The following is a 24,233-nucleotide window of genomic DNA, read 5'->3' on the forward strand; positions in this document are numbered from 1 at the left end:
TATGAATGAAAATATTATTGCTTATTTAAAAGAGCATGGAAAAGTTAATATTAACGATTTGGCAGCTGGTTTGGATATGACTGGTGCTGAAAAATTTCCATTGCTTGTTAAAGAAATTTCACAGTTAGAAAGTCAGGGTGAACTCCGTTTTGATGATAGCGGTAGCCTTGCTCTTCGTAAAAAAGTAGAGAAGAAAAAAGAAATTACGGTCACTGGTGTCTTTCGTGCTAACAAAGCTGGTTTTGGTTTCTTGTCTGTCGATGAAGACGAAGACGATATGTTTGTTGGGCGAAATGACGTTGGTCATGCTGTTGATGGTGACACGGTTGAAGCTGTGATTAAGAAACCTGCTAACCGTCTTAAAGGAACAGCCGCTGAAGTCCGCATTGTCGGAATCGTTGAACGCAGTTTAAAAACTGTCGTTGGGAAATTTATCCTAGACGATGAAAAACCAAAATACGCAGGTTACATCAAGTCTAAAAACCAAAAAATCCAACAAAAAATCTACATCAAAAAAGAACCTGTAGTTTTAGATGGAACTGAAATCATCAAGGTTGATATCGATAAATACCCGACGCGTGGTCACGATTACTTTGTCGGTCATGTTCGTGATATCGTTGGTCACCAAGGTGATGTCGGAATTGATGTTCTTGAAGTCCTTGAATCAATGGACATCAAATCAGAATTTCCAGAAGACGTTATGGCTGAAGCTAATGCTGTTCCAGATGCACCATCTGAAAAAGATTTGATTGGTCGAGTTGATTTACGTAATGAAATTACCTTTACTATTGACGGAGCTGATGCCAAAGACTTGGATGACGCTGTTCACATCAAGCTGTTGGATAATGGTAATTTCGAGTTAGGGGTTCACATTGCTGATGTTTCATACTATGTTACAGAAGGTTCTGCTCTTAACCGTGAAGCAGTAGCGCGTGGGACATCTGTTTATGTAACAGACCGTGTAGTGCCAATGCTACCAGAACGTTTGTCAAATGGTATCTGTTCATTGAATCCAAATGTGGATCGTTTGACGCAATCATGTTTGATGGAAATTGACCGCAATGGTCATGTGGTTAATCACCAAATCTGTCAATCAGTCATCAATACAACGTTCCGCATGACTTATAGCGATGTCAATGACATTATCGCAGGTGATGAAGAGCTGATTGAAAAATACCAACCAATCGTTGAATCTATTCATCACATGACTGCTTTGCATAATATTTTGGAAACCATGCGTGTGCGTCGCGGTGCTTTGAACTTTGATACGAGTGAAGCTAAAATCATCGTCAACGACAAAGGAATGCCAGTGGATATCGTTCTTCGTGAACGTGGTATTGCAGAACGCATGATCGAATCATTCATGTTAGCAGCTAACGAAACAGTGGCAGAACATTTTGCAAAACGCAAATTACCATTTATTTACCGTATCCACGAAGATCCAAAAGCTGAAAAATTACAGAAATTCCTTGATTACGCAAGTATTTTTGGAGTACAAATTCATGGTACAGCTAATAAAATTAGCCAGCAAGCTCTGCAAGATTTCATGGCTAAAGTGGAAGGTAAACCAGGTGCTGAAGTGTTGAATATGATGTTGCTTCGCTCAATGCAACAAGCCCGTTATTCTGAACATAATCATGGTCACTATGGTTTGGCGGCTGAATACTATACACACTTTACAAGTCCAATTCGTCGTTACCCTGATTTACTTGTTCACCGTATGATTCGTGAATATACACAAGTCACAGATGACAAAATTGAACATTTTAGAAATGTTATTCCAGAATTAGCAACATCGTCATCAACCCTTGAGCGTCGCGCTATCGATGCGGAACGTGTGGTTGAAGCTATGAAGAAAGCTGAATACATGGAAGAATATGTTGGCCAAGAATTTGATGGTGTTGTAGCTAGTGTTGTGAAATTCGGTATGTTTATCGAATTACCAAATACCATTGAAGGTTTGGTTCACATCACAACTCTTCCAGAATTCTACAACTACAACGAGCGTACATTGACACTTCAAGGTGAGAAATCAGGTAAAGTCTTCCGAGTTGGTCAACAAATTAAGATTAAATTGACGCGTGCTGATAAAGAGACTGGTGACATTGACTTTGAATACATTCCAAGTGATTATGATGTGATTGAAAAAGTTAAAAAATCACGTAAAGATCGTTCAGGAAAGGACAAACGTCATCCAAAATCTGATAATCACAAAGATCGTAAAAAAGACCACAAATCAAACAAACAACGTAATCATAAATCTTCAAAATCATCTTCTAAAAAATCAGGTAAGAAACCTTTTTACAAAGAAGTAGCTAAGAAAAAATCACGTAAAGCTAAAAAGTAAAAGGTTGAAACTGCTAACCCAAAATTCGACATAAGAGAGGTAGCTTAATATGCCAAAAGGTGAAGGAAATGTCGTTGCTCAAAATAAAAAAGCACGTCATGACTATAATATTGTTGATACCATCGAAGCTGGAATCGTTTTGACAGGGACTGAAATTAAGAGTGTTCGTGCGGCACGTATTCAGCTAAAAGACGGTTATGCTCAAATAAAAAATGGCGAAGCTTGGTTGATTAATGTTCATATTTCTCCTTTCGAACAAGGGAATATCTGGAACCAAGAGCCTGAGCGTACACGTAAACTATTACTTAAAAAACGTGAAATTGAAAAACTATCAAATGACTTAAAAGGAACAGGGATGACTCTAATTCCTCTTAAAGTTTATTTGAAAAATGGTTTTGCAAAAGTCTTACTAGGCGTGGCTAAAGGTAAGCACGACTATGATAAACGCGAAACTATTAAGCGACGTGAACAAGATCGTGACATCAAACGTCAAATGAAAAATTTCAACGCCAGATAATAAAACAAAAAGAGTTTGGATTTAATCCAAACTCTTTTTAAAGCATTTTTTTCAATTCTTCAATCAAGATGTGATTGTCTTCAATCATTTCTTCAATTTTTCCCTGTAAAGCAGGAGTGAATTCTCCTACACAGGTGTGTAATTCTTGTTCAACATCAGCTTGAAGGGCTTTGCCAGCTTCTGTAAGGGCAATAATCAGCTGACGATGGTCTTCTTTAGGACGAATCCGTGTTAGATAACCTTTTTCTTCTAAACGTTTAAGAAGTGGTGTCAATGTATTACTAGCGAGATCTAATTGTTTTCCTAATTCACGCAAAGGAAGATTATCAGTCTCCCACAGTGCAAGCAGAACAATATATTGTGTATAGGTTAAATCAAATTTAGCTAGTTTTTGTTTATAAAATTGATTAAAAATCCTATTGGCATTATAAATCGCAAAACATAGTTGATTAGTTAAAGTAGGATGTTGTTCTGGCATAACGTCCCTTTCTTTGTGTTTACTTGCTCTTATCATAACATAGAAAAAAATAAATGTAAAAGTTGACAACTTGCTTTTTGAGTAGTAAACTATAATCAATCGCGCGCGACTAATTAAAAAAGAGGTCGAAATTATGGAAAATACAATCGAACTATTACAAAAAATCGGAAATAAAATTTTAAATCAAGCTAATACTCATGAACTCGTTGCTTTGAACTTTGAATCACAAGGTTTTACAAAACTTGGTGAAAAATATCGTAGCCACGCTTCAGAAGAACGTGACTTCTCACAAAAAGTCTTTAGTCGTATCTTAGATTTGGGTGGAAAAATTTGCTCTCAAAAACAAGAAACAGTTGAAATTGTGACAAGTCCTTTGGAATGGTTGAGATATGATTTAGAAATCTCAAAAGAAGGATTGAAAGAATTACTACCACTAGTTGGTGCAGCATCTAATGATTTAGTTACTTATGATTTGCTCAAAGACTACTACAAAGATGAGGATGATGATTTACAGTGGACACAACAGCAACTTGATTTGATTGATGCTATTGGTTACCAAAATTGGTTAACACAACAACTTTAAGGAGATAGTAAATGACTTACGATTATGACGTTGTCTTTATTGGTTCAGGTCATGCCAACTGGCATGCTGCAGTGACTTTGGCTAAAGTTGGAAAAAAAGTTGCTATTGTTGAAAAGGATGTTACAGCTGGAACTTGTACGAATTATGGCTGTAACGCAAAGTTTTTACTAGATAGTCCATTTGAATTCGTTGATGCCTTATCACGCTATGAAAAAGCTGGCATTACAGGAAATACAGATGTTAATTGGCAAGAACTTATGGCTTTTAAAAAGTCTGAGATTCCAACTTATGCGCCTCTTATGGAAGGAATGTTTAAGCAATTGAATATTGACTTGCTTAAAGGATATGGAAAATTACTTGATGCTCATACGGTTGGTGTGGATGATACACAAGTAACTGCTGATTATATTGTCTTAGGAACTGGCCAACGTTCAGCTCGTTTGACTATTGAAGGCAAAGAACTTCTTCATGATAGCCGTGATTTCCTTGATTTGGATACTATGCCAAAACGCATCATATTCATCGGTGCAGGGATTATTTCCATGGAATTTGCGACTATGGCAGCAAAACTGGGTTCAGAAGTACATGTGATTGAATATGCCGATAGAGCCTTGGCTGCTTATCCAGAAAATTACGTTGATACTGTCGTCACTAAAATGGCAGCAGAAGGTGTCCACTTCCATTTCAATCAAGCGGTTCAAAAAGTTGAGAGTCTCGATGATGTATTACGTGTGACAACGGCTCAAGAGTTAATCCTTGAAACAGATTATGTCCTTGATGCTACTGGTCGAATCCCAAATGTTGAGAATCTTGGACTCGAAGAGTTAGGGATTGAATACAATCGTTCAGGAATTGTTGTTAATCAGCATTTACAAACTGCAGTACCAAATATTTTTGCAAGTGGCGATGTCGTTGATAAAAACATTCCACGTTTAACTCCGACAGCAAGCTTTGAATCTGATTATATCGCAGCCTTTATTTTAGGCATGAATACTGAGGCGATTGCTTATCCAGCAATTCCAAATCTTGTTTATACCTTCCCGCGTATTGCCCAAGTTGGGGTGACTATTGATGAGGCACGTAATAATGATGCTTATCGTGTTGTCGAAGTTCCGTTTGGACAACAATTGAAATTCCAGACAAAATTAGAAGATGAGGCACATGTGACTTTGATTATCAATCAAGAAAAAGAATTGGTTGGAGCTAGCTTCTTAGGGAATGAAGCAGGTGAAATGATTAATCTTTTGACATTAATGATTAATCAAAAAGTAACAGCAAGTGATTTAAGCCAAATGATTTTTGCATTTCCAGGGACAAGCAGTGGCTTAATTAGTGCGGTAAAAATGGCTTTATTATAAAAAATAACCTTGAACTAGTGTTCAAGGTTATTGAAGTTTAGTCAATCCAAGTAATAACTTCTTTACGTGGTTTGCGTGAGCGAGGGTGTTTAGGCTCTTTAAGGCGATAGCCAAATGATACCATGCTAGCAATTCCTTCTTTTTCTGGATTAATAATACCAGCTTTCGCAAGAATGGCATTAACTTTTTCATAGTTGAAACCTTCAATCGGACAAGAGTCGATGCCAATCATGCTTGCTGATGTCATCATATTACCAAGTGCAATGTAAGTTTGCTTAGCGGTCCAATCAAAGAGAGCGCGTGGGTTGTCAGCTAAAGTCATATCGTTTTTTTGGAATGATTCATATGTGGCTAAGCGGCTATTAAGAGCATCTCCTTCACCAAGACCACGGCGAACAAGGCTATCTTTAACAGATTCAGAGTCATAGCGAGCATTCTTTTCAGCAAGAAGAAGAACAAAATGACTGGCAGTATCAAGTTGATTTTGTGCTCCCCAGGCCACTGCTTTAAGCTCATCGCGAAGCTTAGCAATTTGTTTACGATCAAGGACAACAAAACGCCAAGCTTCAAGGCCGATAGAAGAAGGACTTAACCAAGCAGTGTCAAGAATGTACTCCATATCTTCACGTGAGATTTCTTGGTCATTGTAGACACGAACGGCAACTCGATGGTCAAAGGCATCGAGAACTTGTTTTTTGATAGCTTCTTTACTCATACTAGCCCCCTAGTTTTCTTTCTATCATAGCATTTTCGCATGTATTTCGCTAGCTTTTAAAATAAAAAGAATTAAGTAAACAAAGAAACCTTCTCTTCATTTACTTAATTCTTTTCGTCAGACAATTGATTTGATCAATTATAGTACTAAGATCATAAGTTTGGGTCATTTTCATGAATTCTCGTCGTGTGTCATGAAAAACTTCCCAGATAATAGGTGTAAGTTCTCTTCCTCTCTTGGTGATAAAAACACGTTTTGTGCGTCCATCACGAGTAATAGTAACAAATCCTCTATGAACTAGTTTATCGATGATTTTTGTTAGAGAAGGTGGGGCAATACAAAGAATATTAGCAAGTTCTTTATAGCATTTACCATTTTCTTGATTCAGAATAAAAAGGACTAAAGCATAGGAATGTGACATTCCAATTTTTCTAAAAGCGTCTTCTGTGAACTTATCAAGAGCACGATCGAGTCTCTTGACAGAAAAAAACAGGCACCCCTCTAACGTTTCTTGAATGTTATCGGGCACAATATTCTCCTTAGTAATAAATCTACAAGGAATATCTTAGCACACTTGGTTTAAGATGACAAATGTCGGTCATTTCTTGAAAGATATAAAAAAGCCATGATATTCATGGCTTAGGAATTTTTTGTACTAAATGATTTATGAGATTAATAAAATTCATGGCTTAATCGATTAGTGATTTGATTGAGGTCTGAAATAAGAGTTTCAGAGTAACCGTCTTTAATTAATCTATTGAATTTTTCTAGAGTATCAAGGTTAGCTTGACGAATGATAGGAATTAATTCTTTTCCTTTATCAGTAAGGTAAACACGTTTCGTGCGTCCTTGGGAAACAATAGAGATAAAACCTTTATTTAAGAGTTTTTCAAGAAGTCTTGTCAATGTTGGTGCAGTAATGCACAATGCTTTGGCTAATTCTTTTTGAAGTAAACCGTCGCCATAGTATAAGGTCAACAGAATGGTTGAGTGACTTTGTGAAAGACCATATTTTTTAAAAGCTTCATCTGTGATTCTATCTAGACAACGATCAAGTTTTTTTACTGCAATAAAGAGGCAAGAGTCAAGAGATTCTTGAAGAGATTTTTGCATATAATTCTCCTATGTATTTTACTTTACAGCATAATTATAATAAACTTATAAAAAAATTACAAATAATTTGCTTGGCAAACTAATAAAACAATTATTGATATAAAACTGTTTTCTAAGTGTATAAAAAAATCAACAGCAAAAAATTTGCAAGTTGATTTTCTAATTTTTCTAAAATTATTAGGATTTATAATAATGGCATGATGACATTAACCCAGAACCAAGATAATGGCATGACAATCACCATGGCTGGAATCATATCTGCTGTTGGGAACATTTTAACCTTAATCATACGAAAACCAGTTGCTACCATCAAGAAACCACCACAGGCTTTAAAATCAGCAATCATATCAGGTGTTGTAAGTGGAACAATCACTCCAGCAAGTAAGAAAAGTGCAGTAAAAATAACAAATTGTGGAATAGCAATCAATGAAACCACAAAACCGAGATTACAAGCAAAGATAGCAGCAGTGAAGAAATCAAGGATTGATTTAGAAATTAGGATTGTTGAATCACCAGTCATTCCTGAATCAAGACTACCATAAATTCCTGTACCGCTAGCACAGAAAAGTACGATAACGGTTAATAAAGTTGCTAGAAATTCATCATTTGAGAGTTTGCTGTGCTTTTGAGGCAAAATTTTTGAGACAGCTTTTTGCATCAACGAACCGCCTTTATTAATCCATTCTCCTAGATTAATAGCAAGTCCGATAGCTGTCCCAACAACGATGGCAAAGATGACAGCAGGCATGTATTTCATAAGACCAATAGATGAGATTCCCATTCCCATTGAACAAACCCCAAAAATAAGGTTTAATTGATTTTTAAAATCCTCTGATAAGATATGACCAAAAATTCCACCTAGAATGCCGCCAAAAATGATGGCAAAAGAATTGATAATAACACCAGTTGGCATAAAATTCCTCCTTTTATGATTAAAAATAAGACAAAAAAATAAGCTCACTTCTATAAAGTGACTTAAATGAAAACCTAAGTTCATTAACTAGTGTAACATGATTTAGCTAAAAATCAATTTGCTTTTGGCGATAAGATATTCTAAAATGGAATAAAAAGGAGGCTGCTGATGAATCTTCAAAAATTACAAGTTTTTTTAACCTTGTGTGAAACCCTGAGTTACACTGAAACAGCAGAGCATCTTTATATCAGCCAAGGAAATGTTTCAAAGCAAATTAAGGCACTTGAAAAGGAACTTGGAGTACTGCTTTTTGACCGAAATCGTCGCCATATCAGAATCACTAAAGAAGGAGAAGTGGTTGAAAAATATGCCAAAAAGATTTTGGATAATTACCAGCAAATGATTGCTGAAGTGGGGCAATTACAAGAAAAAGAAGACCGTAGATTATTGCTGCATGGTATTCCAAGCATGCCTTTTTATGCCATTATTTCAGAAATGGCTAATTTTAAAAAGCATCATCCAACCTTTGAGGTAAACGTCGAAGAAGAAGAGGCGGATGTTTTGCTTGATAATTTATTAAAGTATAAATGCGATATCATTTTTGCAAGACAGTTCAATGAAAAACTTCCGGATAACGTTGAAAAAATAACCATTGATCAAGATCGTTGGGTAGTGGTTTTGCCAAGTCATCATCATCTTTCAAGTAAGAAAAGGATAGGTGTAGAAGAATTAGAAGCAGAGAATTTTCTACAGCTTAGCGAACAGACACAGTTATTAGATCCTTTCTTAGACCTTTGTCATTCGCATCAATTTGAGCCTAAGATTACTTACAAGGGAAATCGCATTAATATGATCATTGATTTGATTGAAAATGATTTGGGAATTTCTCTAATGATGGAAAAGATGGTTTGTCCTTTTGAAAGAAAGAAGATTGTTTGGCGACCACTTGATATTGAAAAAGATTCGATGATGGTTTTGATGAAGTTAAAGGAAAATCAATCAGAAGCTGTTAAACAATTTTGGCAAGAAATGCAAGATAAGTATATCAGATAAAGACTGAGGCAAAGTGAACTATTTTTTATTTTATATTATTGTGATGAGCGTAATAAAAAAGACTGAGCATTTTGTCTCAGTCTCTTTTTGAAGGATTATCCTTCGAAGTAAAGCAACTCTTTTGGTGTGTGTGTAAAGACTTCAAAGCCTGATTTTGTCACGTGACCACAGTCTTCAATACGAACACCGACTTTACCAGGAATATAAATACCAGGTTCAACAGAGAAGCACATGCCTTCTTGAATTTCCATATCGTTTCCTTCCATGATTGAAGGGAATTCGTGGCAAGTCATACCAATACCGTGTCCAAGACGGTGGTTGAAGTATTCACCATAACCAGCTTTTTCGATAACTTTACGTGCTGCAGCGTCAACTTCACTAGCAAGAACACCAGGTTTGATGAAGTCTAGCGCAGCCATGTGTGCTTCTAGACACAAGTTGTAAATATCTTTTTTGAATTGGTCAGGTTTACCAACAGCAACTGTACGAGTCATATCACTAGCGTAACCATGCATGTCAGTTCCTAGGTCAAATAAAAGTAAAGCATTGTTTTCGATTTTATTTGTTCCAGGGATACCATGTGGGTTAGCTGCGTTGTTTCCAGTTAGAACCATAGTGTCGAAACTCATTTTTTCAACACCTTGTTTTTTCATTTCAAATTCAATCATGGCAATGATATCAGTTTCAGTGTTATTAAGAGAAATGTTATCAAAACCAACTTTAACAGCTTTATCAGCAAATTCACCAGCAACAATCATTTTATCAATTTCATCTTGTGATTTGATGAGGCGCATTTTTTGAACAAATGGTGTAAGGTCTTCAAAACGTCCTGCAAAAACAGTTTGCAAACCTTGGAATTTTGTAACATTAAGGTTGTCAAATTCAGCAAGTACTTTGGCACTATCAGTTGAAGGAAGTCCGTTTTTAATTTTTTCCCAAGGATTTTCTGAATCCACGTAACCAAAAACAGGGAAGCTTACGATTTGGCTAGCGCGTGCAACTTCGAGTGCTGGGACAAAAAGAACTGGTTCACGATCGCTATACACAAAAAGGAACATTTGACGTTCGTGTGGATCGCAGTAGAAGCCTGTTAGGTAGTTAACAGTAACTGGATCAGAGAAAACAGCAATATTTGCTTTTTCCTGAGTAAGGTATGAACGAATTTGATCTAATTTTGACATGAGAAACCTTCTTTCTAATTATCCCCATTTTTTCAAAAAAAGACGAAAAAATCAAGAGCTTGATACAAAAAAATTAAAGATACTTAATTTTCATAGAAATAGGCTAAAAGTCTCTGAAAAAAAACTTTTTTTGTTGGACTTATGACAGAAAAATAGCACAAATTGATAGGAAAGCTATCGATTTTATCATTTTTATTTAAAGTTAGGAAAAAAATATGAATTAAACGTTTTCAAAATATGAAAAGTTTTCAAAAATTATAACTTAGCACTTGAAAGTGTTTCCAAAAGGTGTTAAAATATTTGTGAAAGCGAAATTTTCAAATAGAAAGGAAGTCCAATAATGAACACTGATGATACGATTACAATTTATGATGTTGCACGAGAAGCAGGTGTTTCAATGGCAACAGTTAGTCGTGTTGTAAATGGTAATAAAAATGTAAAGGAAAACACTCGTAAAAAAGTCCTTGAAGTTATTGACCGTTTAGACTATCGTCCAAATGCAGTTGCTCGTGGTTTGGCAAGTAAAAAAACTACGACTGTTGGTGTTGTTATTCCAAATATCGCTAATAGCTATTTTTCAATCTTAGCGAAAGGTATCGACGATATTGCAGCAATGTACAAATACAATATCGTTCTTGCGTCAAGCGATGAAGATGACGATAAAGAAGTTAACGTTGTTAACACTTTGTTTGCAAAACAAGTAGATGGTATTATCTTCATGGGACACCATTTGACTGAAAAGATTCGTGCAGAGTTCTCTCGCTCACGCACACCAGTGGTTCTAGCAGGGACAGTTGATTTAGAACATCAACTTCCAAGCGTTAATATTGACTACAAGGCTGCTGTAGCTGATGTTGTTGATATTTTGGCTAAAAATAACAAAGATATTGCTTTTGTTTCAGGACCACTTATTGATGACATTAATGGTAAAGTTCGCCTTGCTGGTTACAAAGAAGGACTTGAAAAGAACAATCTTTCATTCAAAGAAGGACTTGTTTTTGAAGCTAATTACAACTACAAAGATGGTTACGAATTGGCTCAACGTGTGATGAATTCTGGTGCCACAGCTGCTTATGTGGCTGAAGATGAATTGGCTGCAGGTCTTTTGAATGGCTTGTTTGCAGCAGGTAAAAAAGTTCCTGAAGACTTTGAAATTCTTACAAGTAACGATTCACCAATTACATCATACACACGACCAAATCTTAGCTCAATTAGTCAACCTGTTTATGACCTTGGAGCTGTCAGCATGCGTATGTTGACTAAAATCATGAACAAAGAAGAGCTTGAAGAAAAAGAAATCATTCTTAATCATGGTCTTAAATTGCGTGGAACAACACGTCAATAATCCAAAACAGGATAGTATCAGAAAATCAGCCTTGGGGCTGATTTTTTTTAGTCTTAGTGAAAAAAATTACAAAATAAGCTATAATAGAAATTATGAAAGTTTTACTGTATTTGGAAGCCGAAAATTATTTAAGAAAATCAGGAATTGGTCGTGCCATCAAGCACCAAGAGCGTGCTCTTTCAATGGTGGGACAAGACTATACAACTAATCCAAATGACGATTATGATTTGGTTCACATCAATACTTACGGTATTAAAAGCTGGAAATTATTGAAAAAATCTAAAAAAGCTGGTAAAAAAGTGTTGATGCATGGTCATTCAACTGAAGAAGATTTTCGCGACTCTTTTATCGGCTCTAATCTAGTATCACCAATTTTTAGATGGTATCTTTGTCATTTTTATAATAATGCGGATGCTATTATTACACCGACTGAATACTCGAAATCATTGATTAGTGGCTATGGGGTTGAAAAACCGATTTATGCCGTTTCAAATGGTATTGATTTGTCACGCTATGTTCCAAAACCGGAAAAAGAAGAGGCCTTTAGACGTCATTTTGGAATTAAACCGAATGAGAAAGTTGTGATTTGTGCGGGGCTTTACTTCATGCGTAAGGGCATTGATGATTTTGTTAAAGTTGCTGAGCAAATGCCAGACGTTCGTTTTATTTGGTTTGGTGAAACCAATAAATGGGTTATCCCACATAAAGTTAGAAGCATCGTGACACGTAAACACCCTGATAATGTGATTTTTGCTGGTTACATTAAAGGGGATGTTTTTGAGGGAGCTATGAGCGGAGCGGATGCTTTCTTCTTCCCAAGCCGTGAAGAAACTGAGGGCATTGTTGTGCTTGAAGCACTTGCTAGTCACCAACATGTTGTTCTACGTGATATCCCGGTTTATCATGGCTGGGTTGATAATAGCTGTGCTGAATTAGCGGATGATGTTGATGGTTTTGTCAAAGCTCTTCGCAAGGTTTTATCAGGGAATAGCGAAAAACAAGAAGCAGGTTATCATATTGCTGAGAGTCGTAGTATCGATAAAGTTGCTCATGAATTAGTTGATGTTTATCACAAAGTAATGGAGTTGTAAAATGAGAATAGGTCTTTTTACGGATACCTATTTCCCTCAAGTTTCTGGGGTGGCGACAAGTATTTGCACCCTTAAGGAAGAGTTAGAAAAAGAGGGTCACGAGGTTTATATTTTTACAACCACAGATAAAGCGGTTAAGCGTTATGAAGATCCAACCATTATCCGACTTCCTAGCGTTCCTTTTGTGTCTTTTACAGATCGCCGTATTGTTTATCGTGGATTGATTTCATCGTATAAGATTGCTAAACAATATAAATTAGATATTATTCATACCCAAACGGAATTTAGTGTTGGAATGCTTGGAAAAATGATTGCTGCGGCACTTAGAATTCCAGTTGTTCACACTTACCACACACAGTATGAAGATTACGTTGGCTATATTGCTAAAGGAAAAATCATTAAACCAGGCATGGTCAAATATGTTATGCGTGGCTATATGAATGATTTGGATGGTGTTATTTGCCCATCTCGTATTGTTCTAAATCTTCTTGATGGATATGATATTAAAATTCCAAAACGCGTGATCCCAACAGGAATTCGTGTTGAAGAATATGAACGTAAGGATATCACCAAGGAAGATGCCAATAATCTTCGTAAGCAACTTGGCATTGCAGAAGATGAGACAATGCTGCTTAGCTTGTCACGTATTTCTTACGAAAAAAATATTCAAGCAATTGTTCAACAATTTCCAGATGTTTTAGCTCAAAATGAGCGTGTAAAACTAGTGATTGTTGGTGACGGACCATTTTTGTCAGACTTGAAAGAAATGGTCCAAGAACTTGATATTGAAGACAATGTGATTTTTACTGGTATGGTGCCACATGAAGAAACGGCTATTTATTACAAAGCAGCTGATTTCTTCATCTCAGCTTCAACCAGTGAAACACAAGGTTTGACTTATACGGAAAGTCTTGCTAGTGGAACGCCAGTTATCGCACACGGAAATCCTTACTTGGATGATATCATTGATCAAAAGATGTTTGGTACTCTCTTTTACCAGGAAGAAGATTTGGCAAATGCCATCTTGGATGCCATAAAAAATACACCTGCTCTGGATACCAAAGCTTATCAAGCAAAAATGTATGCCATCTCTGCTGAACATTTTGGTAAATCAGTTTATGCGTTTTATTTGGATGTTTTGATTTCTGCAAAGAACAAGAAAAAAGAAAAATTTTCATTGACAGTTCGTGGACAAAAAGAAAAAACTTCTGTTAAATTAGCGCATTCTGCTATTAAACTACCAGCAGAAGCAGCCAAAGCAACGGTTGCGACGTCTGCGAAAGTTTTCAAGGCTCCAAAACGCTTGATTAATTCGATTCGAGATTTCCTTAATTAAATTCTTGAAAAATAAAAAATTCGTGTTATAATATCTATCGAAGACAAGTTGAACAGGGTTCAACCTTTAGAGCGAGTGCCGGTTGGTGAGAAGGGCGCAGGGTTGACTGATTCAATACTACTTCCTTTGCTTTTTATGCAAACATAAAACGGTGGCTACGATATAGCCGATTTGAGGTTTACGACTCTTTTTTGTCGTAGATAAATGAAGGTGGAACCACGTTGCGACGTCCTTTTTGGACGTCGCTTTTCTTTTATCTCGGGGAAAAATTCTTGTAAACTCATCACATTCCTTTTGCCCGGTTCCCAAAAAGGAATTCTCAACAATGTAAATCTTTTAAAGGAGAAATAGTATGGTTAAAATTACTTTCCCAGATGGCGCTGTGCGCGAATTCGAATCTGGAGTAACAACTTTTGAAATTGCTCAAAGTATTAGTAATTCACTAGCTAAAAAAGCTTTGGCTGGTAAATTTAACGGAGAATTGATCGATACTACTCGTGCAATCACTGAAGATGGTAGCATCGAAGTCGTAACACCTGATCATGAAGATGCTCTTGGTATCTTGCGTCACTCAGCAGCTCACCTATTTGCTCAAGCCGCAAAACGTCTTTTCCCAGACCTTTGCCTTGGTGTAGGTCCTGCTATCGAAAATGGTTTCTACTACGATACTGATAACAAATCAGGTCAAATCACTGATGAAGACCTTCCTCGTATCGAAGAAGAAATGAAAAAAATCGTTAAAGAAAACCTTCCATGTGTTCGTAAAGAAATCTCTATCGATGAAGCGCGTGAATTGTTCAAAAACGATCCTTACAAACTTGAATTGATCGAAGAACACGGTGAAGACGAAGGTGGTCTTACTGTTTACACACAAGGTGAATTTACTGACCTTTGCCGTGGCCCACACGTGCCTTCAACTGGACGTATCCAAGTCTTCCATCTATTGAACGTAGCTGGTGCTTACTGGCGTGGAAATAGCGATAACGCTATGATGCAACGTGTTTACGGTACTGCTTGGTTTGACAAAAAAGACCTTAAAGCTTACCTTAAACAACGTCAAGAAGCTAAAGAACGTGACCACCGTAAACTTGGTAAAGAACTTGATTTGTTCATGATTTCTCAAGAAGTTGGTCAAGGTCTTCCATTCTGGTTGCCAGATGGTGCTACAATCCGTCGTACTTTGGAACGTTACATCGTTGATAAAGAAGTTGAATCAGGATACCTTCACGTTTACACTCCACCATTGGCTTCAGTTGATCTTTACAAAACTTCAGGTCACTGGGATCACTACCGTGAAGACATGTTCCCAACAATGGACATGGGTGATGGTGAAGAATTCGTTCTTCGTCCAATGAACTGTCCACACCACATTCAAGTTTACAAACACCACGTACACTCATACCGTGAATTGCCAATCCGTATCGCTGAAATCGGTATGATGCACCGTTACGAAAAATCTGGTGCTTTGTCAGGGCTTCAACGTGTTCGTGAAATGTCACTTAACGATGGTCACTTGTTTGTAACTCCTGAACAAATTCAAGATGAATTCCAAAAAGCTCTTCAATTGATTATCGATGTTTACGAAGACTTCAACTTGACTGACTACCGTTTCCGTCTATCATTGCGTGACCCTAAAGATACTCACAAATACTATGATGATGATGAAATGTGGGAAAATGCTCAATCAATGTTGAAAGCTGCCTTGGATGAAATGGGTGTTGACTACTTTGAAGCTGAAGGTGAAGCTGCCTTCTACGGTCCAAAACTTGATATCCAAGTGAAAACAGCTCTTGGTAACGAAGAAACATTGTCAACAATCCAACTTGACTTTCTTCTTCCAGAACGCTTTGGTTTGACATACATTGGTGCTGATGGTGAAGAACACCGTCCAGTTATGATTCACCGTGGTGTTATCTCAACAATGGAACGCTTCACAGCTATCTTGATTGAAAACTACAAAGGTGCATTCCCAACATGGCTTGCTCCTCACCAAGTAACTGTAATTCCAGTTTCTAACGAAGCTCACGTTGACTATGCTTGGGAAGTAGCTAAAGTTCTTCGTGATAAAGGTGTTCGTGTTGACGTTGATGAACGTAACGAAAAAATGCAACTTAAGATTCGTCAAAGCCAAACTAAGAAAATTCCTTACCAATTAATCGTTGGTGATAAAGAAATGGCTGATAAGACTGTTAACGTTCGTCGCTATGGTAGCAAACAAACTCACACTGAATCAATTGATGAGTTCGTTGAAAATATCCTAGCTGATATCGATCGTAAATCACGTCCAGACGCTGAATAATTCTTTTGCTTCTAATAAATTCGGTAAAGAAGTCCCGTTTAGGGGCTTCTTTTTTGTCTAAAAATAAAAGCGTTTCCATATTTGCAAAAAAAGGGGGAGTCAAGGATAAGGTGATAAAATATAGAAAGCGTTCGCAAAAAGGGGGAGTTAAAGAATGCGAAACTTAAAACAACACCCGTTAATTCTGGTGTTTAGTTTGTTTCTAGCCTTATCGGCTTTATTGTCTAATTTAGGTCCTGTGATTGTCAAAGCTGATTCTGTCATATCGTGGAATTTTAGTGATTCACAATTTAAAGATTTGGGCCAAATGACTTCTGAAAAAACGATTGATGGTTTGACTATCTTAGCAGCTAACGAGTCTTCTATGACGGTTAAATCTGAAGATGCGAGTTTTTCAGGAAGTGATTATTCTTCAGCTTTGCAATTAGAGGCAAAGGAAAATCAAGGAAAGGCTTCGCTTAAATTTTCAGTATCTGATAAGGATGTTATCACAGTCATTTTGAAAAGTGACTCAGAGATTGAAGAGAGTCACCTTGTTTTAGCTAATGCTCAAGGTCAAGAACTAACCACTCTGACTGCGGGCACAGCAGTAAGCGAGGAAAGCTATGCTTACTCTGGTGAAGCTGGTGAGCTTTATTTATATGCTAAAGATGCTGACCTTGATTTATTTAGTATTCAGGTGGAATCAACGTCATCTGATGATACCGTTTCAGAAAGCCAATCAAGTGATGTTACTAGCAATTCAAGTGATACTACTGAAGTTGATCTGTCAAATACAGGAAATGCTGATGAAAGCTTAATCTCCTCTTCATTAGCAGCATCAAATGCAGTGACAGTATCAACTTATAATGACATTCGCTCTGCTATTTCAAAAGCGGAAAAAGCTGGTGGAGGTAAGATTTATGTGAAAGGGACAAAAATTGCTTGTGATGGTCAAATTGCCCTTTCAAAAACAAATGCTAATGTCCAAATCATTGGTGTACAAAATGCAGATGGATCTTATCCTGAGCTTGATTTTTCAAACTTTATGGCTAAATATGTAGGGAAAGTATCGTCAGATGCTGCTGTAGGTGTTCGTATTTCGGGTTCTAATTACACAGTTCAAAATGTGATTATCGAACACGCACCTGACAACGGCATTCAAATTAAAGGAAAAACTGCAGGCAATAACACGATTTCTAACTGTATTGTTAGATACAATAATGATACAGGCTTGCAAGTGACTGCAGGTGCTTATCAAAACACAATTGAGGCAGTTTATAGCTATCGTAATTGTGATGTTTATACTCGTGGTGGCAATGCTGATGGCTTTGCTCCTAAGTTGGGCGCAGGTAGTGGTAATACTTTTACTTACTGTTATGCTTGGGATAATTCTGATGATGGTTGGGATTCTTTTGACAAAGCAGGGGATGTTACACCTGATATTACTTACACAAATTGTGCCGTTTGGAGCAATGGTAATCCCGATGTCTTTACTGGGAAATATGATTTTGATCATAAAAATGCTCTGGATGAAAATCTTCATTTAGTGCAATTAATTAAAGCTCAAGATGCCTCATTTACTTCCAATTTTGCTCATGGTAAATTTGCTTTGCCTTCTGGTAATTTCATAAAAACTGATGCTGGTACGATTAGTCTTTCAGCATGGACAGGAAATTCTTTTGATGGTAATCCGAATGGCTTCAAGCTTGGTTCAGTAAATTCAAAATCAAGTGTCACACGTAAGTTATCATATTGTCTTGCTTTTGATGAGGCTAAAAAAGGATTTGATAACAATAATAGTTCTGTCACAGGTTATTTTGATCACTGTGTGGCATTTGATAATGGTTATAACTATTACATTCAACCTTTGACAATTAAGGGATGGACGGCCGTCCAAGGCTTTTCTGGCAAGAGTGGCGATAAATTACCTAATGGACGTTCAGTAGGCACACCATCAGCAAGTAGCCAATCATCAGTCCGTAAATCAGTTGAAAACACCAAAAAATCAATTGTTTCAAACTGTCAAGTTAATAAAATTCCTGGCAAAGTTACTTTTAATGTTTATTAAGCTAAGAAAAATAATTGTGAAAATCTAAAAAAATAGCTCCTCAATCGAGGGGCTGTTTTAATGATAAAAACTTTGCTATAAAACTTTACAATAAATGATATTCTTTGAGGAGTTCTTCGATGTATGTTCCGTGAATTTTCTTGAGGCTTTCTTTGAGAACAGCTTTTTCAGTCCAAGGAATATCAATTTCTGTCAATGATTTTTGGTCATTGAGATAGTAGAGGGCATTGAGTATCATGCGAACATCAAAGGCTGAAGCAAAGACTTCAGGAACCCCACGATCAACTTTTAGCAAGGTATAGACGGCTTCCATGGCAGTTCTGACAGAATACTCAGTTGTAAAAACAGTATCTCTTGGAGTTTCAGCATAATTACCAATAAAGGCAAGGTTCTTACTATGTTCTGGAACAACAAGCGGACGGTCATTTAAGCCACGCGGCATGAAATATGTTGTGATATAAGGCATATGACATGGAATAGTCGAAGCAGATTCAGCCATTTCTTTGATATCAGCTTCAGGGACACCCATGTGGTATAGCCATTCTTGGCAGAGTTCTTTACCACTACATTGGTCAGGACGTTTATCAACAAAATTACCCTTGCGGTCTGTGTAAAGAGGGTAAAGCCAAACAACTAGCTCGTTGTCTTTTTGAGTTTTAAAGTGTGGTTGACGACTGATTGAATAGCCTAAGAGCCAATTAGAATCTTTAATACTTGTTGGACCACTGGTTACGATGGAACCACTATAAGGGTCCTTGTGGTTGACAGCTTCGATGTATGGAGCAATGCGTTTATCTTTAAAAGTGATAGTAGCTGAAATGGTCCAGTTAGCATCTGGGATATTTTGGCAGAAGACTTCAGGATGACCAAAACTATCATCTTGCGCAGCCAATTTTTTCCAAAGTTCCCAGCTAGCTCCTAGATCGTGTTCAACCGGAGCAGGGTGATCGTTATCGCCGTATGTTGTACTTTCAGTGATTGAACCATTAGTAACAAAGACTAAGTCATCTGGTGTTAAGAAGAGTTCTTTTGCTTGACCATCTTTACTAAATTCAATTTTTGTGGCAACTTTATCTTGTCCTTTACGATTGACCAAAATATTAGTTACTGTTGTGTTATAGCTAAAATCAACACCGTGTTCCGTCAAGTAATGAACAATCGGTAAAATCAATGATTCGTATTGATTGTATTTGGTAAAGCGAAGAGAAGAAAGATTTTTTAGGCAACCAACGTGTTGAATGAAGCGCATGAGGTAACGGCGCATTTCCATGGCACTTGACCATGGTTCAAAGGCAAACATAGTGCACCAGTAGAGCCAGAAATTAGATTTGAAAAATTCATCTGTAAAAACTTGGTCGATTTGTACATTTGCCAGTTTACTTTCTGGCGTTAAGATTAATGAGATAATTTCCTTGATAGCTTTTTCTGAAAGGGTTAATTGACCGTCGTTTGGAATAGCTTTACCTCTGTCGTGGATGACACGTGTTTTAGCATAACAAGGGTCTTCTTTATTTAACCAATAAAATTCATCTAAGATGGAGTTTTCAGGATTTTCAAGCGAAGGAATCGAACGGAATAAATCCCAAAGGACTTCAAAATGAGGTTCCATTTCACGTCCACCACGGATAATATAACCTAAACGGTCATTTTTAATCCCATCCATACTACCACCAGGTAGTTTTAATTCTTCTAAGATATGAATGTGATCACCAGGCATTTGTGCATCGCGAACAAGAAAAACAGCTGTTGAAAGAGCTGCTAAACCACTACCGACAATATAAGCTGATTTTTGATCGACATTTTCAGGTTTTTTAGGACGAGCAAAAGCTTCGTAATTTCCATTAGAATAATACATACTTGTCAACTCCTTTTCTATGATCACCTTCATTAAAACGCTTTTATGGTGAAAATGAAATAGACAGGGTGAACACCCTGTCTAAAATTTTGACACATTTGCCAAATTGTCTAGTTAAAGTTTTTCAAGCAAGTGGTAAATTCGATGTGCTAGTTGCTTGGGATTTTCTTGTAAGCCTGAATCAATCCAATCTAAAATAAAACCAACTAAGCCATATTTATAAAAGTGTACTCGAAACTCGACCTCTTCTTGGGTTAAGTCAAGTCCTTTTTCTTCTAAGACTGGTTTGATTAATTCATAAGCACGATCATACAAAAAATGCTCCAAATAATTGCGATTAACAGAGTAGTAAGTGTTACAAACGAAGGCTTTGTTGTCTTGAATATAATGGAAAATCGCTAGCATGCCTTTTTCCCATGAATCATCAGTCCGATTGTCACCAATCATTTGTTCACCATCAGAAATGTAGATTTGTTCCAAAAGATCATACAAATCATTAAAGTGATAGTAAAAAGTTTGACGATTGACTTTTAAGCGTTGGACGAGTTCGGTGACGGTGACCTTATCAAAAGATTTTTCAGTCATGATCTCTTTTAAAGCTTGAGCAAAAGCTTGTTCTGTTAACGTCTTCATAAATTCCCCTCTATCTATAGTTATTTTATCACAAGCGCTTTTAAAAAAGGTCTTAGCGCTGTAATGTGCTATAATTGACCTATGAAAATCGGAGATAAAGACTTTTTCTACTTTTGGGAAAATAGCAAAGCTGCAAGCACAAGTGACAAAGCACGACTTGTATTACAAGAATTAATGGACATCTTAGAAATGCCAGAAGAATTATCTGGCGAGATTGCCCAGACTCGTAAGCTTTTAAATCAATTTTCGGATAACCTTTCGCCAAATCACCTTTTTTGGAGTGAGTTAGCAAGACTAGTTCAAGTAGCTTACCCAGGAGAGAGCATGGCTGAGGATAATTTATTAGCGCACCAAGTTCATCAATTTCGCTATGTGATTTCAGCCTACCAAGCTCAGTGGATCAGAGAAGAATTTCCTGCTAAGTCAGATTGGCAATCGATGTTAGCTTATTTAAAAGATAAAAAAGAGCGACGTTTTTGGCGAAGACAATTTGATTTTGATTTGACGGAATCAGCTCGTCTTCATAATAAAGCCCCTAAACGAGCAATTTTAGGGTTTGAATTGCCAGTTAATTTTAAAATCTTGATGGCTTTTCACACGGAATTTATCCTTGATAGCAAGGGACGATTTGCTAATGAAATTGACCCTCAAGGTCAGACTCATAATGGTATCATCAATGGTGCTAGTTTTAATTATGCTAATCACAATGATAAAAGGCATTATGAGCTTGACGTAGCAGCTATAAAACGTCATGACCCTCTTTTTCGTAAACACATTTTAGCTAATCAAGGAAATGCTTTTCGTGCTCCACTCTGGATTAAACGTCGCCGTCACGTAGACTGGGAGCGCAGCTATTTTAATAAAAAAGGCCACTACGCTAATCAAGGACGTAGCAGCTATAAGATGGTGAAAGGTTTGATTCAAAGATTTCGAAAAGAGTTGCGCAAACATTCATAAGATGCCGCTTTAGTCAGCGAGCATCTTTTTTATGGCTAAGCGCCATTTAGAAAGCAAGTTTGGAATGCTTTCAAATAAGAAGGTTAAACTTCTCATCACAGTCACCTCTGCAAGAGCAAAAATAAGACAGAGCACCATACTTTCGTTACTAAATTCATTTAGCATGAATAGTGAGCGTAGCGATGGATTGAGGCAGCAAATGATAAAACCGATAAAGCAAGTGATAAAAATAGAAATTTTATACTTGTTGAGCGGTTTTGAAACGTTTTTCAAAATCAAAAATCCAACAACAGCTAGAAGATAAGTGCTTGCAATCCCAATATCTCCTTGAGGAATATCGAATAGTTGACCAAAGACAACCAGACAAGCAATCGCTGAAAATGAAGTCAGCGAAGCAGGCAAAGAAGTCAAAATAGTTTCTTTTAAAAAGTTTTGATTCTTTTTGGCAGTATTTGTTTCCAACGACAATAGGAAAGCTGGAATTCCAATATTAAACATTGAAATGAGCGATACTTGTGTAGGAGCCAGTGGGTAAGTAAAAATGGTGATGATTGAAAAGATAGCAAGTAGCATTGAAAAGATGTTCTTGTATAAGAATAAGGTTGCTGAGCGCGTGATGTTATTGATGATTTGGCGACCTTGAGACACGATATCTTTCATTCTTGAAAAATCAGAATCTAGCAAAACCACTTGGGCTGCTTGACGGGCTGCCTCACTACCGCTTCCCATTGCAATAGAGCAATCGGCTTCTTTCATGGCTAGGATGTCATTGACACCGTCTCCCGTCATTGCCACTTTAAAGTTGTTCTTTTTAAAGGCAAGAACTAAATCTTTCTTTTGTTCAGGAGTGACGCGTCCAAAAATGGTGTAGGTGAGGGCGGCTTTTTCAATGTCTTCTTGAGTTTTTAATGTACTAGCATCGATGTAGTTTGATGAATCTAAAATACCTGCTTGATTAGCGATTTTTGAAACAGTTAGCGGATTATCACCAGAGATAACTTTAATCGCAACGTCGTTGTCGTTAAAGAAAGAGAAAATTTCTTTGGCGTTGGCTCGAATATCATTTTTGATGGCGACAAAGAGAAGTGGAGTCACCTTATTTGGGTTGACATCAACTAAAGCTAAGATACGTTTACCATCTGAGGCATACTGAGTCAGTTGATCTTGGTTAGCTTCAAGCGCTACTTGGTCAAGCAAGATATCAGGGGCACCTAAACGATAAGTTGAATTTTCTGTTTTGATTTGAGAGTATTTTACTTTGGATGAGAATGGGGTTGTTTCTGCGTTTTGGAATTTTTCCTTTGACTTGAAGTATTCTCGCAGCGCTAACATGGTAATATTAGAATCTGAAATTGTATTGATGTATTTGGATAAGATTGCCTGATTTGCTACTAAATCCTTTTGGCTAGCTTGTTGAGGCAAAATAAGATTCGTTACGGTCATTTTATTTGCCGTGATTGTTCCTGTTTTATCAACACACAGAATATCAACACGAGCTAAAGATTCGATACTTTTCATGTCATGCAACAAGACTTTTTTTCTAGCCAGTTTCGTTGCGCTAATGGCAAGAGCGACAGTTACTAAGAGATAGAGTCCTTCAGGAATCATTCCAATCAAAGCACCGACTGTCGAAACTATACTATCACTAAAGTTCTTGTGATTTAAAAAGAATGATTGCATAAACAAGGTGATGCCGATAGGGATGATGATAATCCCAGCAAATTTGATAATTCTTTCGATGTCACGAATCAAATCAGTTTTTTTCTGTTTAACTTCTTTAGCTTTTTGCGTCAATTTAGCGACGTAAGAGTCATTTCCAACAGCGGTTAGTTTAGCGAGACATTTTCCTGAGATGATAGAACTCCCTGATTTTAAATCGCTGCCGATTACTTTTTCAATTTCATCTTCTTCACCTGTTAGAAGGGATTCATTGACAGTGACTTTTCCGTCAATAACGGTTGCATCAGCAGGAATTTGCCTACCTTCATCGAGTAAAATAACATCATCGAGCACTAATTCATCGATAGCAATCGATTGGTATTTGCCATCTCTAATAACTTGATAAGATGCTTTTGAAATAACATTAAGTTGATCAAGAACTTTTTTGGAACGCAGTTGTTGAATGATTCCAATGATAATGTTGATAATAATAACAGGTAAAAAGGTTAAACTATTAAAAGATCCTGCAATAATTAATAACAAGGTGATAATGGCAAAGATTAAATTAAAGTAGGTGAAAATATTTTGACGGATGATAGAGCTTGTTGTTGCAGCATTCTCGTCAATCATTTTATTGTTTTGACCATTTTTTAGGCGTTCATCAGCTTCTTTACTAGATAAGCCTGAAATGTTTTTCGTTATCGTTTTTGCATCCATCTTTGATATCTCCTGAAATCTAATGCTTCTTTT

The 24,233-nt window shown here is 36.9% G+C and carries 20 protein-coding genes; 11 read left to right on the plus strand and 9 right to left on the minus strand.

Going from position 1 to position 24,233, the window contains the following annotated elements:
• Window position 1 precedes the first annotated feature (1 nt).
• Entirely contained in the window at window positions 2–2,347 is a 2,346-nt protein-coding gene (gene rnr, locus BLP98_RS00445; protein WP_074481395.1) for a ribonuclease R, read from the plus strand.
• Window positions 2,348–2,396: 49 nt separating this feature from the next.
• Window positions 2,397–2,864, plus strand: a complete 468-nt coding sequence (smpB, locus tag BLP98_RS00450; RefSeq protein ID WP_006532795.1) for an SsrA-binding protein SmpB — start codon at window positions 2,397–2,399, stop codon at window positions 2,862–2,864.
• Between the two features lie 37 nt (window positions 2,865–2,901).
• Here smpB and BLP98_RS00455 read toward each other — a convergent pair whose 3' ends face one another.
• Window positions 2,902–3,342 (minus strand): MarR family winged helix-turn-helix transcriptional regulator, encoded by a 441-nt coding sequence (locus tag BLP98_RS00455; protein ID WP_074481396.1) that lies wholly within the window; start codon window positions 3,340–3,342, stop codon window positions 2,902–2,904.
• A 133-nt stretch (window positions 3,343–3,475) separates the two neighbouring features.
• Here BLP98_RS00455 and BLP98_RS00460 point away from each other — a divergent pair, with 133 nt between their 5' ends.
• Together BLP98_RS00460 and BLP98_RS00465 are read left to right on the plus strand one after the other, a co-directional pair.
• Entirely contained in the window at window positions 3,476–3,925 is a 450-nt protein-coding gene (locus BLP98_RS00460; protein WP_074481397.1) for a ferritin-like domain-containing protein, read from the plus strand.
• An 11-nt stretch (window positions 3,926–3,936) separates the two neighbouring features.
• Window positions 3,937–5,283 (plus strand): dihydrolipoyl dehydrogenase family protein, encoded by a 1,347-nt coding sequence (locus tag BLP98_RS00465; protein ID WP_074481398.1) that lies wholly within the window; start codon window positions 3,937–3,939, stop codon window positions 5,281–5,283.
• Between the two features lie 37 nt (window positions 5,284–5,320).
• Here BLP98_RS00465 and BLP98_RS00470 read toward each other — a convergent pair whose 3' ends face one another.
• The 4 genes from BLP98_RS00470 to BLP98_RS00485 form a co-directional block, all read right to left on the minus strand.
• Complete coding sequence (locus BLP98_RS00470) at window positions 5,321–5,998, minus strand: NAD(P)H-dependent oxidoreductase (protein WP_074481399.1); 678 nt, start codon at window positions 5,996–5,998, stop codon at window positions 5,321–5,323.
• A 100-nt stretch (window positions 5,999–6,098) separates the two neighbouring features.
• Complete coding sequence (locus tag BLP98_RS00475; protein ID WP_074481400.1) at window positions 6,099–6,527, minus strand: MarR family winged helix-turn-helix transcriptional regulator; 429 nt, start codon at window positions 6,525–6,527, stop codon at window positions 6,099–6,101.
• 143 nt (window positions 6,528–6,670) lie between these two features.
• Window positions 6,671–7,111 (minus strand): MarR family winged helix-turn-helix transcriptional regulator, encoded by a 441-nt coding sequence (locus BLP98_RS00480; protein WP_074481401.1) that lies wholly within the window; start codon window positions 7,109–7,111, stop codon window positions 6,671–6,673.
• Between the two features lie 184 nt (window positions 7,112–7,295).
• Window positions 7,296–8,024, minus strand: a complete 729-nt coding sequence (locus BLP98_RS00485; RefSeq protein WP_074481402.1) for a DUF554 domain-containing protein — start codon at window positions 8,022–8,024, stop codon at window positions 7,296–7,298.
• A 168-nt stretch (window positions 8,025–8,192) separates the two neighbouring features.
• On the opposite strand from BLP98_RS00485, the gene BLP98_RS00490 reads away from it, so the two are divergent.
• On the plus strand, window positions 8,193–9,077 hold the full coding sequence (locus BLP98_RS00490) for a LysR family transcriptional regulator (protein ID WP_074481403.1): 885 nt from the start codon (window positions 8,193–8,195) through the stop codon (window positions 9,075–9,077).
• A 95-nt stretch (window positions 9,078–9,172) separates the two neighbouring features.
• Here BLP98_RS00490 and BLP98_RS00495 read toward each other — a convergent pair whose 3' ends face one another.
• Entirely contained in the window at window positions 9,173–10,258 is a 1,086-nt protein-coding gene (locus tag BLP98_RS00495; RefSeq protein ID WP_074481404.1) for a M24 family metallopeptidase, read from the minus strand.
• A 340-nt stretch (window positions 10,259–10,598) separates the two neighbouring features.
• Between BLP98_RS00495 and ccpA the strand changes: the two genes are divergently transcribed.
• The 5 genes from ccpA to BLP98_RS00520 all read left to right on the plus strand — a co-directional run bounded on the left by ccpA (window position 10,599) and on the right by BLP98_RS00520 (window position 18,379).
• Window positions 10,599–11,603, plus strand: a complete 1,005-nt coding sequence (gene ccpA / locus BLP98_RS00500; protein ID WP_074481405.1) for a catabolite control protein A — start codon at window positions 10,599–10,601, stop codon at window positions 11,601–11,603.
• A gap of 92 nt (window positions 11,604–11,695) precedes the next feature.
• Window positions 11,696–12,694: an LTA glycolipid anchor biosynthesis glycosyltransferase, IagA/BgsA family gene (locus BLP98_RS00505; RefSeq protein ID WP_074481406.1), complete on the plus strand. Its 999-nt coding sequence runs from the start codon at window positions 11,696–11,698 to the stop codon at window positions 12,692–12,694.
• Between the two features lies 1 nt (window position 12,695).
• Window positions 12,696–14,030 (plus strand): glycosyltransferase family 4 protein, encoded by a 1,335-nt coding sequence (locus BLP98_RS00510; protein ID WP_074481407.1) that lies wholly within the window; start codon window positions 12,696–12,698, stop codon window positions 14,028–14,030.
• A 352-nt stretch (window positions 14,031–14,382) separates the two neighbouring features.
• On the plus strand, window positions 14,383–16,329 hold the full coding sequence (thrS, locus tag BLP98_RS00515) for a threonine--tRNA ligase (protein ID WP_074481408.1): 1,947 nt from the start codon (window positions 14,383–14,385) through the stop codon (window positions 16,327–16,329).
• A gap of 154 nt (window positions 16,330–16,483) precedes the next feature.
• Window positions 16,484–18,379, plus strand: a complete 1,896-nt coding sequence (locus tag BLP98_RS00520; RefSeq protein WP_074481409.1) for a right-handed parallel beta-helix repeat-containing protein — start codon at window positions 16,484–16,486, stop codon at window positions 18,377–18,379.
• 85 nt (window positions 18,380–18,464) lie between these two features.
• On the opposite strand, the gene BLP98_RS00525 is transcribed toward BLP98_RS00520, so the two are convergent.
• Complete coding sequence (locus BLP98_RS00525) at window positions 18,465–20,234, minus strand: oleate hydratase (protein ID WP_074481410.1); 1,770 nt, start codon at window positions 20,232–20,234, stop codon at window positions 18,465–18,467.
• Window positions 20,235–20,348: 114 nt separating this feature from the next.
• Entirely contained in the window at window positions 20,349–20,867 is a 519-nt protein-coding gene (locus BLP98_RS00530; RefSeq protein WP_074481411.1) for a TetR/AcrR family transcriptional regulator, read from the minus strand.
• Between the two features lie 81 nt (window positions 20,868–20,948).
• Between BLP98_RS00530 and BLP98_RS00535 the strand changes: the two genes are divergently transcribed.
• Window positions 20,949–21,824, plus strand: coding sequence for a DUF3114 domain-containing protein (locus tag BLP98_RS00535; RefSeq protein WP_074481412.1), 876 nt, complete (start codon window positions 20,949–20,951; stop codon window positions 21,822–21,824).
• A gap of 9 nt (window positions 21,825–21,833) precedes the next feature.
• Here BLP98_RS00535 and BLP98_RS00540 read toward each other — a convergent pair whose 3' ends face one another.
• Entirely contained in the window at window positions 21,834–24,200 is a 2,367-nt protein-coding gene (locus tag BLP98_RS00540; RefSeq protein ID WP_081341147.1) for an HAD-IC family P-type ATPase, read from the minus strand.
• Between the last annotated feature and the right edge of the window lie 33 nt (window positions 24,201–24,233).

The sequence above is a fragment of the Streptococcus equinus genome (assembly GCF_900104225.1).
GTDB lineage: Bacteria > Bacillota > Bacilli > Lactobacillales > Streptococcaceae > Streptococcus > Streptococcus equinus_D.